Source organism: Sphingomonas sp. S1-29, from assembly GCF_026167545.1.
In the GTDB taxonomy this organism is placed as follows: Bacteria; Pseudomonadota; Alphaproteobacteria; order Sphingomonadales; family Sphingomonadaceae; genus Sphingomonas.
In genome coordinates this window covers 19,904-36,151 of the sequence record NZ_CP110678.1, presented here as the reverse complement: position 1 = coordinate 36,151, position 16,248 = coordinate 19,904, and the positions used below count along the sequence as shown (strand labels likewise).

General features: G+C 67.9%; 16 protein-coding genes. 2 read left to right on the top strand and 14 right to left on the bottom strand.

Annotated elements, in window-relative coordinates; all coding sequences use genetic code 11:
• Positions 1-161: 161 nt before the first annotated feature.
• From pufC to OKW76_RS00135, 10 genes are all read right to left on the bottom strand, one after another.
• A complete protein-coding gene (pufC, locus tag OKW76_RS00180) occupies positions 162-1,319 on the bottom strand; it encodes a photosynthetic reaction center cytochrome PufC (protein ID WP_265550072.1) in 1,158 nt (385 codons plus the stop codon).
• Positions 1,316-2,287: a photosynthetic reaction center subunit M gene (gene pufM, locus OKW76_RS00175; protein ID WP_256506903.1), complete on the bottom strand. Its 972-nt coding sequence runs from the start codon at positions 2,285-2,287 to the stop codon at positions 1,316-1,318. Before pufM ends, pufC begins: the two co-directional genes overlap by 4 nt.
• Before the next feature lie 11 nt (positions 2,288-2,298).
• A complete protein-coding gene (gene pufL, locus OKW76_RS00170; RefSeq protein WP_265550068.1) occupies positions 2,299-3,138 on the bottom strand; it encodes a photosynthetic reaction center subunit L in 840 nt (279 codons plus the stop codon).
• A 142-nt stretch (positions 3,139-3,280) separates the two neighbouring features.
• Entirely contained in the window at positions 3,281-3,469 is a 189-nt protein-coding gene (gene pufA / locus OKW76_RS00165) for a light-harvesting antenna LH1, alpha subunit (RefSeq protein WP_256506901.1), read from the bottom strand.
• A 12-nt stretch (positions 3,470-3,481) separates the two neighbouring features.
• Complete coding sequence (pufB, locus tag OKW76_RS00160; protein ID WP_256506900.1) at positions 3,482-3,715, bottom strand: light-harvesting antenna LH1, beta subunit; 234 nt, start codon at positions 3,713-3,715, stop codon at positions 3,482-3,484.
• 139 nt (positions 3,716-3,854) lie between these two features.
• Positions 3,855-5,297 carry a chlorophyllide a reductase subunit Z gene (gene bchZ, locus OKW76_RS00155; RefSeq protein WP_265550065.1) on the bottom strand — a complete coding sequence of 481 codons (1,443 nt, stop codon included), beginning with the start codon at positions 5,295-5,297 and terminating at the stop codon, positions 3,855-3,857.
• A 133-nt stretch (positions 5,298-5,430) separates the two neighbouring features.
• Complete coding sequence (bchY, locus tag OKW76_RS00150) at positions 5,431-6,915, bottom strand: chlorophyllide a reductase subunit Y (protein ID WP_265553055.1); 1,485 nt, start codon at positions 6,913-6,915, stop codon at positions 5,431-5,433.
• Positions 6,916-6,976: 61 nt separating this feature from the next.
• The gene (locus OKW76_RS00145) at positions 6,977-7,960 is read right to left on the bottom strand and encodes a chlorophyllide a reductase iron protein subunit X (RefSeq protein WP_256506897.1); all 984 of its coding nucleotides are present in this window, start codon (positions 7,958-7,960) and stop codon (positions 6,977-6,979) included.
• Positions 7,957-8,883 (bottom strand): chlorophyll synthesis pathway protein BchC, encoded by a 927-nt coding sequence (gene bchC, locus OKW76_RS00140; RefSeq protein ID WP_265550063.1) that lies wholly within the window; start codon positions 8,881-8,883, stop codon positions 7,957-7,959. The genes OKW76_RS00145 and bchC overlap by 4 nt, the downstream gene beginning before the upstream one ends.
• Positions 8,884-8,989: 106 nt before the next feature.
• Positions 8,990-10,096, bottom strand: coding sequence for a methyltransferase (locus tag OKW76_RS00135; protein ID WP_265550062.1), 1,107 nt, complete (start codon positions 10,094-10,096; stop codon positions 8,990-8,992).
• Between the two features lie 74 nt (positions 10,097-10,170).
• Between OKW76_RS00135 and crtD the strand changes: the two genes are divergently transcribed.
• Positions 10,171-11,727 carry a 1-hydroxycarotenoid 3,4-desaturase CrtD gene (crtD, locus tag OKW76_RS00130; RefSeq protein ID WP_265550061.1) on the top strand — a complete coding sequence of 519 codons (1,557 nt, stop codon included), beginning with the start codon at positions 10,171-10,173 and terminating at the stop codon, positions 11,725-11,727.
• Positions 11,658-12,560 carry a hydratase gene (locus OKW76_RS00125; RefSeq protein WP_265550060.1) on the top strand — a complete coding sequence of 301 codons (903 nt, stop codon included), beginning with the start codon at positions 11,658-11,660 and terminating at the stop codon, positions 12,558-12,560. The genes crtD and OKW76_RS00125 overlap by 70 nt, the downstream gene beginning before the upstream one ends.
• On the opposite strand, the gene OKW76_RS00120 is transcribed toward OKW76_RS00125, so the two are convergent.
• The 4 genes from OKW76_RS00120 to OKW76_RS00105 are packed head-to-tail and all read right to left on the bottom strand — an operon-like array spanning position 12,552 to position 16,229.
• Positions 12,552-12,695, bottom strand: a complete 144-nt coding sequence (locus tag OKW76_RS00120; protein ID WP_265550058.1) for a hypothetical protein — start codon at positions 12,693-12,695, stop codon at positions 12,552-12,554. The genes OKW76_RS00125 and OKW76_RS00120 overlap by 9 nt on opposite strands.
• Entirely contained in the window at positions 12,692-13,573 is an 882-nt protein-coding gene (bchO, locus tag OKW76_RS00115) for an alpha/beta fold hydrolase BchO (protein WP_265550056.1), read from the bottom strand. Before bchO ends, OKW76_RS00120 begins: the two co-directional genes overlap by 4 nt.
• On the bottom strand, positions 13,570-15,261 hold the full coding sequence (locus OKW76_RS00110) for a magnesium chelatase subunit D (protein WP_265550054.1): 1,692 nt from the start codon (positions 15,259-15,261) through the stop codon (positions 13,570-13,572). The genes bchO and OKW76_RS00110 overlap by 4 nt, the downstream gene beginning before the upstream one ends.
• On the bottom strand, positions 15,258-16,229 hold the full coding sequence (locus OKW76_RS00105; RefSeq protein WP_265550051.1) for an ATP-binding protein: 972 nt from the start codon (positions 16,227-16,229) through the stop codon (positions 15,258-15,260). Before OKW76_RS00105 ends, OKW76_RS00110 begins: the two co-directional genes overlap by 4 nt.
• Positions 16,230-16,248 lie beyond the last annotated feature (19 nt).

Genomic DNA, 16,248 nt, shown 5'->3' with positions numbered 1-16,248 from the left:
TCCTCTCGCGCTTGCGGGAGCGGAGCGAGACTTGGCAGCTTGCTGCCTAGTCGCAGCGGTGAGGGTTGTTGACCTGGTCACGCATGGGGAGAAGGGGAAGAAGGCCCTCACCCAACCCTCTCCCGCAAGCGGGAGAGGGCTAGAAGCACGCCGAAGCTCCCCTACTTCGCCACCGGCGCGCTCGGCCGATCGGCGGGTGCCGCCGCCGGGCTAGTATTCACCGCTTCGGGCGCGTCGAACGCCTGCTCGGTCGCGACCCGGCCCGCCGCGCCGCCGACATCCTCAGCCACCGCAACCTGGCCCACCGGGCCGCGCAACGTCGGCGATCGCGCCAGCATGCTGACCCCGCCGAGCGGCTTTTGCAGCCCCTGATGGCAGGTCATGCAATTCACCTTGTACGGATCGCCCTGCGGCCCCTTGCGGTTGGCGGGGAAGATCGGAGTGAGCGGGGTGATATGCGTGTCGTTGATGTCGCCAACCATGCGGATGCCGTAATAGGCGGTGGCGCGCTGCGGCCGGCTCAGGTTCCAGGCGCCGAGCGACTGGGTATTATGACAGAAGGTGCAATTGACCCCGAGCGAGGTCGACAGGTGCATCATGAAGCCATAGCTCGCCTCGGCTTCCTTGGTCGATTTGCCCTGCCCCTCGCCATAGGCCGGGTAAATCGTCTTGCCCGCGACGCGCGAGTTCGCCTTGCCGGTCAGATACAGCGCAAAGGGATCATAGGGCAGCGAGGCATAGCCGACATTGGGATTGGGGGTATTCTGCCCGCGCTTGTTGCCCAGCACCGAATTGGGGTTGGGCGTGCCCTGCTGCACCGCCCAGACATATTGCGGCACCGCGTTGCCGCGATGGCAGGTGTAGCAGGTGACCCCGGTCTGCTTGACGTGGCTCGACCAGGTCGAGTTCACCTGCTGCGTCATCAGCAGCATCTGCCGCGCGACCAGCTTGGTATAGACTTCGTCCGACGCCATGTTCGCCGGGTTGTGGCAGTAATTGCAGCCCTGTTCGGGCGGCGCGATCCACTGGGTGATCTGCGCCATCAGATGGTTGAACCGCTCGGCCGAGACGTCGCCCAGCACCTGGACGTTCTGGTACACTTCGCTCGCGCGCGGCCCGGTGTCGGGGGGCAGCGCATAGGGATCGTCGGGGATCGCCGCCTGTTCCTTGACGTTGTTCAGGTCGGTGACCTGCGCCATGGCGGTGCCGCGAAACCCCGTCTGGACGACCTGCTTGGGCCCCAGGTCGCATCCCGACAGCGCAAGCGCCGCGCCGGTCACGCCGACCAGCAAGCCCGTGGATCGATGGCGCATACTCATTGCGGTGCTCCCGGAAGCGAGGGATCGACCACGCCGGTGCCGGGATAGGCAGGCGCATAGCCATGCTGGATGGCCCAAAGGTACCAATTGTCGACCACGGTGCCGGTGAGCAGGATGCCGATCCCGCCGGTCAGCGTCGTCAGCACCGCGAACCACCACGCCCAGCGATGGATCGATTCCATCGTGGCGTTGAAGCCCATCGTCCAGCGCCAGAACAGCCCGGCGCGCTCGGCGGCGGTACCACGATCGGTGATCTGCTCGATCTCGCGCTCGCCGCCGTAGCGGCCGACAGCGAGGATCGTCGCGCCGTGCATCGCGAACAGCAGCGTCGACCCGTAGAGGAAGACGATCGAGAGGCAGTGGAACGGGTTGTAGAAGAGGTTGCCGTAGCGGATCGAGAAGGCCGCGGTCCAATCGAGATGCGGGAAGATGCCAAACGGCACCGCCTCGGCCCAGCTGCCCATCAGCAGCGGACGGATGAAGCCCAGCACCAGCATCAACCAGATCGCGCTGAGGAACGCCCAGGTGACATGCGTGCCCATGCCGAGCGCCTTGGCGCGGCGATAGGTCCGCGCGCACCACAGCAGCACGCTGGCGGTCATGAACATCCCCGCCATGATCCACCAGCCGCCCTCGGCCAACGGGACGAAGGGGGTGAAGCCCCATTCGGGTCCCGGCGGCTCGAGCGCGAGCCAGAAGAGCTGGCGCACGAACTGCACCGGATCCCAATTGACCGACGCCCACATATTGAGCCCGATGATCTCGAACGCGAGGAACCCGCAGATCAGCGAGGCCATGCCCAGCGGCCCGAGATAGATCGGCCCCAATTGCGCGTTGCCGAGCTTGCCCAGCCAATAGGAATAGCTCCCGCGGCCGGTGCGATCGAAGGTGGCGCCGTGCATCGGCGGACCCATTTCGGGGGCGGCGCGAAGCTGCACCTGGGTGAAGAGATTCTGATAGCGTGCCATGACGTTTCCCCTCAGCTCCAGATCGGCAGGTCGAGCCACCACGTCCACCATTCGGGCCAGCCGCGTGTCCATAGCGGCCCCGAGATGATGATGCAGACCGCGCTCCAGAAGCCGGCCGACAATGCCAGGAACAGCCCGACGCGGTGGATCCCCAGCGTACCGACCGAATAGCCGATCGTATCGCGGAAGAAGCTGTCCTCATATTCGGGCGTCTTGACCTCGCCCAACGACCCGTCGCGATTGCGCGCCGGGTTCACCGCCGACAGCACCAACGCGCCGTGCAGCGACAGCGCCAGCGTCGTGGTGAAGAAGAAGCTCACCGCGAGCATGTGCGCCGGATTGTAGTGGAAATGGAGATACTGGTAGCCGGTGTTCGACACCCAATCGAGATGGCTGAAGATGCCGTACGGGAAGCCATGTCCCCAGGCGCCGAGCCAGATCGGGCGGATCACCACCAGGCTGATATAGGCGAAGATCGCGACCCCGAACGCAACGGGGATGTGATAGCCGATGCCGAGCTTGCGGCAGATTTCGACCTCGCGCAGCGCCCATGAGACGAACGCGCCGATCGCGCAGATCGTGATGATCTGCCAAAACCCGCCCTCGCGTAGCGGCGCCAGCGCCAACCCGTAACTCAGGTCGGGCGGCTCGATCGAGATCAGCCACGGGTTCCACGTCGGCCCGAGCGATGCATCGTACAGGATCAACGCGGTGCCGAGCGCCGCGAAGAACGCGGTCGTCACCCCGAAGAAGCCGACATAAAATGGCCCGACCCAGAAGTCGAACAGGTCGCCGCCCAGCAACGTCCCCCCGCGCACGCGGTATTTCCGCTCGAAACTAAGCAGCGCCATGAGCCATCCCTCCCGCGCGCGGGCGAGGTGCCCGGCGTCGTTGCGGTTGCAGTAAATCGGTGGGTGGCAAGGCCGCGGCCCCGATGGTCGCGCCCTCGCCTGCCCTGTCCCGCGCGCCGATCGGCACGCGGGTTCTTCGGCTTCAGGTGCCCGGGGGCGCCGTCGCCGCCGGCGCCGTCATCGACGCCGGTGTCGTCTTGGGGCCGTCAAGCCAGTTGAACCGGTCGGTGCTGAGCAAGATGAAGTGAATCAAGATTGCGAGCACGAACAGGAAGATGAACAACGCGACGAGCGTGCGCCGCGGATCGAAGATCAGCCAGGTTCTCCACATGGTGGCTGCTCCTTATGCCAAGAGGGCGGAAAACGTGGCTTGCGCCACTGCGACGCCGTCGTTCAGCGCGGCATAGCCCTCGGGACCAGGCAGCCATGGCCGCCAGCTCCACACCAGGAAATGCGCGATGATCGCAACGATGGTGAAGCCGATGAAGCTGGCCATGAAGAGTTTGTGGAACTCCTTTGCCTCTTCGGGGGTCAGGTAGGTTCCTGGCCCCATCCTTTCGTCTCTGATGTCACTCATGTCTGTCGTCTCCATGTTTCCCGACAAGGACGGGAGCCCGGAACTAGCTCCCAGGCGGTATCGCGGTCGGGAACGCCCGGCTGCGATTGCGTTGCCGCGTGGATCCCCATCGGGGAGGCGCGGAAATCGGTGATAGCGGTCATGGGCGCTGCCCCTGCGTCAGCGCGTCGGCCAGCCGGTGTTCGGTGACGCGGCTTTCGCCCGCGCGGCGCGCGGCGCGCTCGGCGGCGTCGCGGATGCGCTTGGCGGCGGAGATGCGCACCAGCACCGGCTCGCGCTCGACCGCGGCGTCGAGCCCGGCCTTGGCGGCGTCGTCCCAGCCGATCTCGCCCTGGTCGCGCGCGGGAGTCGGCTCGACCGCGTCGAGCTGACCGGCGAGCGGCAGGATGTGGAAGAGCGCGTCGAAAAGCGCGTTGCATACTTCCTGGACGAGATAGGTCGCCCCGGCATAGCCCATGAAGGGCGTGCCGGTGTGGCGGCGGATCACCGCGCCGGGGAAGCTGGCAGGAACATACATCGCGCGCGACCCCGCCTCGGCCATGTACATCCGCTCGTTGAAGCTGCCGAACAGGATCAGCGGTGGGTTGTCGCGGATCGAATCCTTGATCGCATGATTGTCGGGCTTCACCCCGGCGCCGCGCGAGTAAGCGAAGGTGCAGGGCAGCCCCATGTCACCTTCCAGGAAATTCCGGATCCCTCGCGCGTAAGTGTCGGTTGCGACGATGCCGAAGCTGGCGGTGCCGAAGAAATCCTGAGTCACCGACCGCCACAAATCCCAAAGCGGCTTGATCGTCGTATGCTTTTCGCGCTCGATGAACGGTTCGGGGTCTAGCCCCAGCAACTCGCCCAGCTTGCGCAGGAACAAGGTGGTGCTTTCCAGCCCGATCGGCGCTTGCAGGAACGGGCGTTCGAGCGTCTCGCACAGCCCGCGACCGAATTCGCGGTACATGCAGACATTTACTTCGGCCTCGGCCAGCCGGCGGACATCGGCAAGATGGCTGCCCAGCGGAAACGCCATGCCGACATCGGCCCCGATCCCTTCGATCAGTCGCCGGATTTCGGCGAGGTCAGAGGGCATGTTGAATGTGCCGTACATCGGCCCGATGATGTTGACCTTGGGCCGTGCGCCCTCTTTACGGCGGGCGGGCGGCACTTTTTTCGGGCCGAACTGGGTCCACAGCCAGGTCAGCGCACGATCGGCGGCCTGCCATTGATCCTCGTCGATGGTGCGCGGCAAGAAACGGACGATGTTGGTGCCCTCAGGCGTCACCCCACCGCCGATCATCTCGGCGATCGACCCGGTCACCACCACGGCCGGCAGATCGGGATCGAGCGTCTTCCACGCCCGCCGCATCGCGCCTTCGGTGCCGTCGCGGCCTAGTTCCTGTTCGGACAGGCCGGTGACGGTGATCGGCAATTCATGCGGCGGCAGCGCGTCGGTATAATGCAATACCGAGGTAACCGGCAGATTCTCGCAGCCTACGGGGCCGTCGATGATGACCTGCAGCCCCTTGATCGCGGTAAAGGCATAGACCGCGCCCCAATAACCGCCCGCGCGATCATGATCGATGATGAGCGTCACGGGTGCGCCTCGACAATTATCGTCACCCCAGCGAAAGCTGGGGTCTCGCGCCGCAAGCCGTTCGCTGGCGTTCGCGAGGGACCCCAGCCTTCGCTGGGGTGACGGCTGATGGCGGTGTGGGCGACGGAGATGCTCATACGCCCACCGCCTCGGCAGCCTTCGCCGCCGCGATCCTGCGCGCGGCGAACTTTGCCTTGAAGTCGGGGCGATCGACCGGCGTGGTCTCCCACACCCCCGCGCTCGACCCCTCGCCGACGCCTTCGAAGAAAGCGGTCATCCGTTCGAACCGGTCGCGATTGGCGATCGCGGCGTTGACCACCAGCGCTAGGCTCCCCGCCCCCGCCGGCCCCATCAGCGGCCGCGCCGAGATGAGGTTGGTGAAATACAGCGACGGGATCGACAGCGACTTGGCGTGCTGGACCACAGGAGTCGTACCGATCGCCAGATCGGGGCCGAATTCATGCACCGCCGCAATGTCCTGCTCCAGGCTCGCGCGGAACTGGATTCGGACGCCCTTGGCTTCGAGCCATTCGCGATCGGGATCGGACCAGCGCGTGCGCGGGCAGGCGGTGCCGACATAGGGCACATCCGCGCCGCTTTCGATCAGCAGCCGCGCAACCAGCAACTCGGAGCCTTCATAGCCCGAAACCGTGATCCGGCCTTTAATGGGTCGGGCGGCGAGCGCGGCGCGGATGGCGGGGACGAAGCGGTTCTTTGCCTCATCCACCCTGGTTTGCGCGATACCGCAGGCCTGCCCGATCGCGTCGAGCCACGCCGCCGTCCCTTCGGCGCCCACCGGGGCCGAACCGACTACCTGCCGCCCGGCAGCTTCGAACTCGCGAACGCTGGCGGTGTAGAAGGGATGGATCGCCGCGACCGCCGCGCAATCGAGCGCCGAATAGAGCTCGCGCCATTCGCGCGTCGGCACCACCGGCCCGGCGGCAAGCCCCAACGGCTCGAGCATCTGGCCAATCCCCGGCGGGTCGGCGGGAAACATTTCGCCCAGCAACGTGATCGTCGGCTTGGCGGCGCGGTCGCGCGGCGCCGCGACGGGGCCGGCCTCGGCCTCCTTGCGCGCATAATTGAGCATCGCACCGGCGAGCACGTCCTTGGCCTCGGCATGCGTCGGTACGCCGAACCCCGGCACGTCGATGCCGATCACCCGGACGCCGTTGATGGCATCGGGCAGCAATTGCAGCGGCACGCCGCTGGCGGTGGGCACGCACAAATTGGTGACGACAATCGTGTCGTACAGCGCCGGATCGGCGAGCTGGTGCACCGCGTCGCGAATATCCTCGAACAGCTTGCCGGTGACGAGCGTTTCGGAACTGAACGGCACATAGCCGACGCTGCGCTTTGCCCCATAGAAATGGCTGGTGAAGGTCAGGCCATAGACGCAGCACGCAGAGCCCGACAGGATCGTCGCGGTACGCCGCATCCGAAGCCCAACGCGAAGCGAGCCAAAGGCCGGGCACATCGACTGCGGCTGGTCGTGCGGGCCGGCGCTGCGATCGACCGGATAATCGGCGGCATAGCGATCGAGAATGTCGGACTTGCCCGCACCGATCGCAGCCGCCCGAAGCGTTTCGCCCGAAGCGCAGCCGCCCTCGGCAACCACGATACGGTCGCGGCTTCTGGCGTCGCCTCCCGCAACGGGAGTGACCGGGGGAAGGGCCACGTCAGACCGCATCGTACACGACCTCAAGGCTCGGCTTGGTCACGAACGGCTTGCCCCGCATATCGGCCTGCGTCGCGGGCCTCAGCGTATAGTTGCCCCCGGTATCCTCGGGCTTGAACAGCCCCAGCAGCCCGTCCTGGTCGAGCGGGCGCGGCTGGACCGGCGGGGCGCTTGCGACGTTGGCGGCGAGATCGGCGAACAGCGAACCCCATTCGCTCTCGGGCGTGCCGATGATCTGATAATTCGCCGATTTGCGGCGAATGTCCTCGTTCGCGGGGATCGAGCACAGCGTGGGGATACCGATCGCCTCGGCGAACGCCTGCGCCTCGCCGGTGCCGTCATCCTTGTTGATGATCATGCCCGCGACGCCGACATTGCCGCCCATCTTGCGGAAATATTCGACTGCCTTGCAGACGTTGTTGGCGACATAGAGCGACTGCAGGTCGTTCGACGCGACGACGATCACCTTTTGGCACATGTCGCGCGCGATCGGCAGGCCAAAGCCCCCGCACACCACGTCACCCAGGAAATCGAGCAGGACGTAATCAAAGCCCCATTCATGGAAGCCCAGCTTCTCGAGCGTTTCGAACCCGTGGATGATCCCGCGCCCGCCGCAACCGCGCCCGACCTCGGGGCCGCCCAATTCCATCGCGAACACGCCGTCGCGCTGGAAACAGACATCCTCGATGCCGATTTCCTCGCCCGCCAGCTTCTTGGCGCTCGACGTCTCGATGATCGTCGGGGTCGATTTGCCGCCGAACAACAGGCTTGTCGTGTCCGATTTGGGATCGCAGCCGATCAGCAGCACGCGCTTGCCCTGCTGCGCCATCATATAGCTTAGGTTGGCCAATGCGAACGACTTGCCCGATCCGCCCTTGCCATAGATCGCGATGATCTGCGTTTCCTTGGTCACCGGCCCCGTTGGAACGGGATCGGGCTCATGGCTTGCTTCTTCGCGCAACACGCCAACATCGAACATGGTCATAACGCACTCCAGTCGAGCACCATCTTGCGGCACGCGGGATCGGTGAAAGCGATTGGATAGGCTTCGGCGGCGCGCGCGGCCGGCTCGACATGGCTGATCAGCCCGTCGAGCGAGAGCAGCCCCGCCTCGATCAATTCGGTGACCGCGGTAACGTCGGCGGGCTTGAACTCGGCCGAGATCCGCAGCCGTGCTTCGCGCATAAAGGCGCTGGGGAAAGCAAAGGACAGCCGGTCGTAGAAGCCCGCCAGCACGATCTCACCGCCGCGGCCTAGCCGGCCGATCAGCGAATCGAGCAGTTCGCCCTCGCCACTAGCGTCGCAAATCACGCGATAGTCGCGGCGCTCGTCGGCGGCGGGATCGATCACCTTATAGTCATCGGCATCGCGGCGATCGGGATTGACCTCCCACACCGTGGGAGCATCGGCAGCGAGCGCGATGGCAATCCGCGCGATCAGTCGACCGAGCACGCCGTGCCCGACGATCAGGTCGGGGGCGTTGCCGCCGACGACGACATGATGCGCGGTGGCGGCGAGCGCCAGCAAGGTGCCGTTGCGACCGAGCGATTCGGCGACGGGCATCGCGCGCGCCGAGGGAAGGATGACCCGCCGCGCGCTGCCGCCGAACAGGCCGCGCGCATCGGCATAGCAAGTCGCGCCGGGGACGAAGACCCATTCGCCGATCCGGCCGCGAACGTCGCGCCCGGCATCGATCACCCGGCCGACCGACTCATAGCCCGGCACCAAGGGGTAACCGAGACCCGGGAAAGGCGGCATCCGCCCCGTCCACAGCAATTTCTCGGTACCGGTGCTGACCCCGCTCCAGGCGATTTCGACGGTGAGGTCGCCATGCCCCATCGGCAACAGCGAAACCGGGCGCAATGAGAGGCTTTCGGGCGCCTCCAATATCACTGCCAGCGCCTTCATCGCGCGCTCCCCTTTGCTTCGCCGGGACCCCGGTGGGATCCTCACTGCATAAGGGTCACTCTATCTGGACACTGATTAATGTCAATTCTTCTTGACGCTTTTCGTGTCAGCGCCGCGCGACAACCATGCCCGTGGTCAGCGGCAGCGCGGTCGAAACTGATCGCGCGGCCAAGAATCCCGCGGTTTTTGCCATAGATATGATCTCCGCCGCGGTCCGCGGGCGCCCCGACCCCATCGCCAGCAGATACCAGCCGAAATAGGCATCCCCCATCCGCTTGGCGCCCGGCGCATCGGCCATCGGTTCGCCGATCACCAGCACCCCGCCAGGGGGAAGCGCTGCGTGAATGTTGCGCAGCAATTGCAGCGCTGGCGCGTCGTCATGGTCGTGCAGGATGCGAATCAGGGTGATGCAGTCATGCCCGTTCGGCAGCGGCCCGGCGATGAAGTCGCCGCCATGCGCCGCGATCCGATCGGCCACGCCCGCCGCCTCGAAGCGGGCGGTGGCGCGCGCCGCCACCGCAGGCAGGTCGAACATCGCCAGCGCCGGCCCCGCCACCCGCCGCGCCAACTGGAGCGCGAACGCCCCCTCGCCGCCACCGACATCGAGGATGCGGCGGTGCTCCGCGAATCGGTAGGAATCGATCACTTGATCGGCGACCAGCGGCTGCGACGCTGCCATCAGCGCCGAATAGCCCGCAACCTCGGCAGCATCCCCCTCGCCCGAAGCGCCGGCATAATGCCAGTAGCCGCCGAGCGCCCCGCCGCCGCCCTTGCGCAGCAGCGCCAGCGGGTCGGCGAGATCGGCATAGAGCAGCCGATGATGCGCAACCATTTCGACGATCCCGCGATTCCCGAGCAACGCCGCTCCCGCGCCGCCTAATACCCATCGATCGCCCGCCAGCGGCTCGACCAGATCGAGCGTCGCGGCGGCGCGGAGCAGGCGCGCAGTGGCCTCGGCCGGCAGGTCAGCGCGCGCCGCCAATGCGTCGAGCGATACCGGTCCCGCCGCTAGGCGATCGAGCATCCCGGCCTCGAGAAACGCCGACAGAGTCTGCGAATAGACGAACCCTGCGACCAGATCGAACAAGGCGCTCGCCTTGCCGCGCGCGACCCGTCGGGTGAGCCAGGATCGCGCCGCGAAGCGCTGGAATCGTGGGCTCGCCAGCACGCGGTTGCGCCGGGCGATAAAGCCCTCGCGCCAACCGTCTTTCATTTCGGACAATCCATATGTCCATTGTTCTGGACAGCTGTTAGGGTGGCGTCAACAGCCAGGGAGAGGCGGACGACATGCCCCGCGATCACATGGTCATCATCGGTGCCGGCATCGGTGGCTTGGTCGCCGCCGCCTTGCTCGGCGCGCGGGGCCATGCGGTGACGGTGGTCGAGGCGCAGCCGGGTCCCGGGGGCAAGCTGCGCGCGATCGACGTCGCGGGTGACGCGATCGATGCGGGCCCGACGGTCTTCACACTGCGCGAGGTCTTCGCCGATATCTTCGCGGCGTGCGGCAGCGCGATCGAGGATCACCTGACCTTGCGCCCCGCGACGGTGCTCGCGCGCCACGCCTGGGGCGACGACCGGCTCGATCTGTTCGCCGACCCCGCGCGCAGCGAAGCCGGGATCGGCGACTTCGCAGGTGCCACGGCGGCGCGCGGCTATCGCGCCTTCCGCACCGAATCGGCGCGGATCTTCGATGCGCTCGACCCCGCCTTCATGCGCCGCACGCGATCGGACCCGCTGACGCTCACCGCGCGGCTCGCGATGCGCCGCCCCGCCGACGCCTTTGCGCTGCGCCCCTATGAATCGCTCTGGAGCGCGCTAGGGGGGCATTTCGCCGATCCGCGGCTGCGCCAATTGTTCGGCCGCTATGCCACCTATTGCGGATCGTCGCCCTTCGCCTGCCCCGCCACGCTGATGCTGGTCGCGCATGTCGAGGCACGCGGGGTGTGGATGATCGAGGGCGGGATGCACCGGCTCGCGCTGGCGCTCGAAGCGCTAGCCAAGGCCAATGGCGCGCGCTTCCGCTATGGCGCGCCGGTATCCGACATCACGATCGAACGCGGTCGGGCGTCGGGGGTCACGCTGGCATCGGGCGAGCATATCGCCGCAGCTTCGGTGCTGTGCAACGCCGACCCCGCCGCGATCGCCGAGGGGCGCTTCGGCGAGGACGCGCGCCGCGCAGTCGCCGCCTATCCGCCCAAGCATCGCTCGCTCGGCGCGATGGTGTGGCTGGCGAAGGCCAAGCCATCGGGCTTTCCGCTCGCACGCCACAACGTCCTCTTCTCGCCCGATTACCCCGCTGAGTTCCGATCGCTCGCCGCCAGTCGGCTCGCCGCCGATCCCAGTGTCTACGTCTGCGCGCAGGATCGCAACGACGCCGGCCACGCCCCCGCCGGGCCCGAACGCTTCCAGATCATCGTCAACGCTCCGCCCACCGGCGACACCCACCCGCTTACCCCCCAGGAGATCGAAACATGCACCCAGGCGATGCATCGGCGACTGTCGCAAGCCGGGCTTTCGCTCGATTCGGCAGCTGGGGAGACCCGGTTGCTGACCCCGACCGACTTCGAAGCGCTGTGCCCGTCGACGGGTGGAGCCCTTTATGGACGGGCCTCGCACGGGTGGGCGGCGTCCTTCCTGCGCCAGGGCAGCCGGACGCGGATCCCTGGGCTCTATTGCGCGGGCGGGAGCTGCCATCCGGGCGCGGGCCTGCCGATGGCCGCCTTGTCCGCCAGCCTTGCCGTCGATTGCCTGGCAGCGGACCGCGCTTCGACGTCGTGGTTTCGCCGCAGGGCTATGCCTGGTGGTATATCGACGCGACCAGCGATGACGGCAGGCACGGGCTGACGATCATCGCCTTCATCGGCAGCGTATTTTCTCCCTATTACAAGCTCATGGGGCGCAAGCGGCCCGACAATCACTGCGCGATCAACGTCGCGCTTTGCGGCCCCCGCGCGAATGCCTGGGCGATGACCGAGCGCGGCGCGAAGCATGTGGCGCGCGACCGCGACCATTTCGCGGTCGGCCCCAGCGGCATCGCCTGGGACGGCGATTGCCTGACGATCGAGATCAACGAGATTTCGGCACCGATCCCCTACCCGGTGCGCGGGCGGGTGAAGCTCTATCCCGAACTCATCGCCAACACCGCCTTCGCGCTCGACCCCGCCGCGCGCCATCGCTGGCACCCGATCGCGCCGCGCGCGCGGATCGAGGTCGAAATGGACCGCCCCGGCATCAGCTGGACCGGCAATGGCTATTTCGATTCGAACTTCGGCGACGAGCCGCTCGAAACCGGCTTTCGCGACTGGCACTGGTCGCGCGCGCATCTCGGGCGCGACGTCGCGGTGCTGTACGAGGGCATCCGCCGCGACGGTCGCCCCTTCGACCTGGCGTTGCTGTGCGACCGGCAGGGGCGCTGGCGCGATGTCGAGGCGCCACCGGTGCAGCGGCTGCCGCGCTCGGGCTGGCTGGTCGATCGGCGTACCCGCGTCGATGTCGGCCATGCGGCAAAGGTGCGAAAGACCTGGATCGACGCGCCCTTCTATGCGCGATCGGGACTCCAGACGCGGCTGTTCGGCGAGGATGCGTTCGCGGTGCACGAAAGCCTGTCGCTCGACCGATTCGCGTCGACGGTGGTGCAGACGATGCTCCCCTACCGCATGCCGCGCGCGCTATTCTGAGTTGTCGCGCGTTCGCTTGGCTGCCTTGTCGCGGTCGATCTCGCGGCTGACCGACACCCATTGCCAGATCGCGAAGCCCAGCACCGGGATCGCGACGATCGCGGCATCGATCAGCCCGTAGATATTCGAGTTCATCGCACCCCCTCGACTTGGCGCGCGAACGCCAGGATCCGCGCGGCGATGTCGGCGGGTCGTTCCTCATGCGCCAGATGCCCGACCCCCGCGACGATTTCGACCGCCGCGCCCGGTACCCGCGCCGCGGCATCGGTTGCTGCCTTCGCCGGGATCGCCGCATCGCGATCGCCGTGGATCAGCAGCAGTGGCACGCGAAGCTCAGGCAACCGCGCGGCGAAGCTGTCGAGGTCCCATTCGGCCATCATCGCGATCGCGCCGCCGATATGCCCCGGATCGCGGAACAGCCGGGCATAATATTCGACCCCGGCGGCATCGATCGTCGATCCGGTGCTGCGCGCCAGAAAGCGCCCGACCTCACCCGATCCGCGCGCGATCTGCGCGAAGATATGCGGCGCGAACGGATTGACGAACAACAGCTTGGCGAGCGTCGGGAACAGCTTGGCTGCCAGCCCTGGAAACGGCAGCAACGCAGGGTTGAGCCCGACGATCGCGCGCGGCGCCACCCGATCGTCAAGCGTCATCCGCACCCCGATCGCCGCGCCTGCCGAATGGCCGACGACGATATCGGGCCGCTCGCCCATCGCGTCGAGCAGGTCGCCCACCGCCCCCGCCATCGCGGGCATCGCCAGCCCGCCGATCGGGCGACCGCTGGTGAAACCATGCCCCGGCAGATCGGGCGCGATCACGGTGAAGTCGGTCGCGAGCAGTGGCGCGACATCGCGCCAGCTATGCGTCGCCGCGCCGGTGCCGTGAAGCAGCAGCAGCGCCGGGCCCTGCCCCATCACCTGGACATGCCAGCGGATTCGCCCGACCGCGACGAACCGGCTCGCCGCGCGATTGGGCCAGTCGCGGCCCTCGACCTCGAAACGCAGCGTCATTTGGGTGCCACCGCGCGAACCGCGACGTGCATCGTGCCGGCATCGGCGCGCGGCAAGGCGAGGTAGCGCGCCCCCATCGCCGCCGCCAGCCGCTCGCCCTCGGCCCGGGGACGCTGCGAGATGTCGACGAACGCGCCTGCGATCCCCGATTCGCCGATCGCCTTGGCCGCGGCTTCGGCATCGCCTGCCGCCGCCGCGCGGCCGGTGCCGCCGTCGAGCGCGATATTGGCGCGGCCGTCGCTGAGCACCACCACGAACGGCGTCCGCCCCTTGGCCGCCGCTGCGATCGCGAGGTCGTGCGCCGCCGCCAGCCCCGCCGCGATCGGTGTGCCGCCACCACCGGGCAGCTCGGCGAGCGCGCGCTTGGCCCGCGCAAGGCTGCGCGTCGGCGGCAGCAGTATCTCGGCCCCCTCGCCGCGAAACGCCACCAGGGCGACCTGCGCGCGCTTCACATAGGCCTCGGCAAGCAGCAGCTCGACCGCACCCTTCGCCTCGGCCAGCCGCGCCACCGCCGACGAGCCCGAGGCATCGACCGCGAAGATCGTCGTCGCTTCGGCGCGCGTCTCGAACCGGCGGATACGCAGGTCGTCGCGCCGCACCCGAATCCGCGAATCGTCGCGCCCACGCAGCCGCTGCCACGGTGCCGCCGCGCGCAGCGTATCGATCAGGCTCAACCGCAGCCCGCCGCGCGGCAGCCCCGCGCGCACCCCGATCGCCCGCCCGCGCGTCGGCGATTTGCGCTTGGCCCCCTTGCCGCGCGCGCGGCTGATCGGCCCTCGCCCAGGCCCCGCCGCGATCGCCGCCAGCACGTCGCGCGGCAGGCTCGCCAGCGCCGCCTCGAGCACCATGTCGTCGAGCCGGCGAACTTCGCCATTGCCCCGGTCACCGGGATTGTCTTCGGGCGGCGGCGGCGGTTCGCTGTCGGGCGGCGCTTCGCTTTCGGGAGCCGGCATCCGCGTCGCGCGCGGCCCCAGTACCAGCCGCGCGGCGGTGGCGATGTCGAGATCGGACACCGCGTCCCACCCACCCAGCGCCGCGATCGCCTTCGCCGCGCGCAGCGTCAGCAGCGCCGCGCGCGCCGATTCAACCCCCAGCGCAGAAGCAGTCACCGCGATCGCGTGGAGTTGCTCGTCGTCAACCGCAACCTCGCCGTGCGGGGGGACGTCGGGGATCCGAAACGCGTGCGGCGCGATCCCAGAAAGATCGAACCGAAACGCCAGCCGTTCGGTCAGTCCGGTGGCGATCCGCTCGTCCTCGATCCCGTCGTCGAGCGCGACCACCGCGAACCGCGCAGCGTCGCGCAGCGCGACGCCGTCGCGCTCGACCACCACCATTCCGCCATCGATCGCCGCGCAAAGCTGGCTCACCACCATATCATCGGCGCGCTCGGCCCCGGGCATTACCAGCACCCCGCCATTGGCTTCGGCAAGCAGCCCGCGCTGCGCGATCGGCCGCCCCGCCGCGAGCGTCGCCCCCAGATCGAGCCCGCCCACCAGCCGATCGAGATCGACATTGCGCGGCACCCGCCGCACCGCCGTGCCTTCGCAGAGCGCCGCGACCACCGCGTCCCGCGCTGCGCCGTCGCCGCGCAGGACTATCCCACCCAGCCCCGGATCAATACGCAACAGCCGCACCGCGAGCATCGCATCGGCAAAAACGTCGGGCGCTTTCTGGCCCGACCCGGTCATGCCGCGAGCTCGGCCAATGCGCGCTCGATCCGCGCGTTCGATCCGCTATCGTCGAGCGGGTTGCGCCGCAGACGGTGCCGAAGTGCCATAGGCGCGACGCGATCGAGATGCGTGGCCTCGACGGTCCTGTGCCCCTCGAGCGCCGCCAGCGCGCGCGCGGCGCGCATCAGCGTCAGCTCGCCGCGCAGGCCATCGGCGCCGACGGTGCCGCACAGCAAGGCGGCGCGCGTCAGCACCGGCTCGGGCACCTCGATCGCCCCGACCAGATCGCGGCCCTTGGCGATTCGCTTGAGCGTCTTCTTCTCCGACACCCCCCAATGTTCGGCGAACCCGCCCGGATCGCGCTCGAACGCGTCGCAGCGCTTGAGGATCTCGACGCGTTCGGGAATGCCCTTGGGGGTCCGCACCTCGACCGACAGCCCGAACCGGTCGAGCAATTGCGGCCGCAATTCCCCCTCCTCGGGGTTGCCGCTGCCGATCAGCACGAAGCGCGCGGCGTGGCGAACGCTCAACCCCTCGCGCTCGACCAGATTTTCGCCCGATGCCGCGACGTCGAGCAGCAGGTCGACGATGTGATCCTCGAGCAGGTTGATCTCGTCGATATACAGGAACCCGCCATTGGCGCGCGCCAGCAGGCCGGGCTCAAAGCGCTTCTCGCCGCGTCCTAGCGCCGCTTCGAGATCGAGCGCGCCGACGACGCGATCTTCGGTCGCGCCCAGCGGCAGGTCGACAAAGGGCACCGGCACCTTGCCCTTGGGCGGCGGCGCGTCGGCGATCTGGAAGCCCGCGCGCGCCGCGGAGATCGGCGGCAGCAGCGCCGCCAGTGCGCGGACCGCGGTCGATTTGCCCGTGCCGCGGTCGCCGAAGACCATCACCCCGCCCACGCGAGGGTCGACCGCCGCGATCAGCAGCGCCAGTTTCATTTCGTCCTGGCCGACGATTGCCGAAAAAGGAAAGGGTGTACGCATCGCGAAGGTGTACCATGCG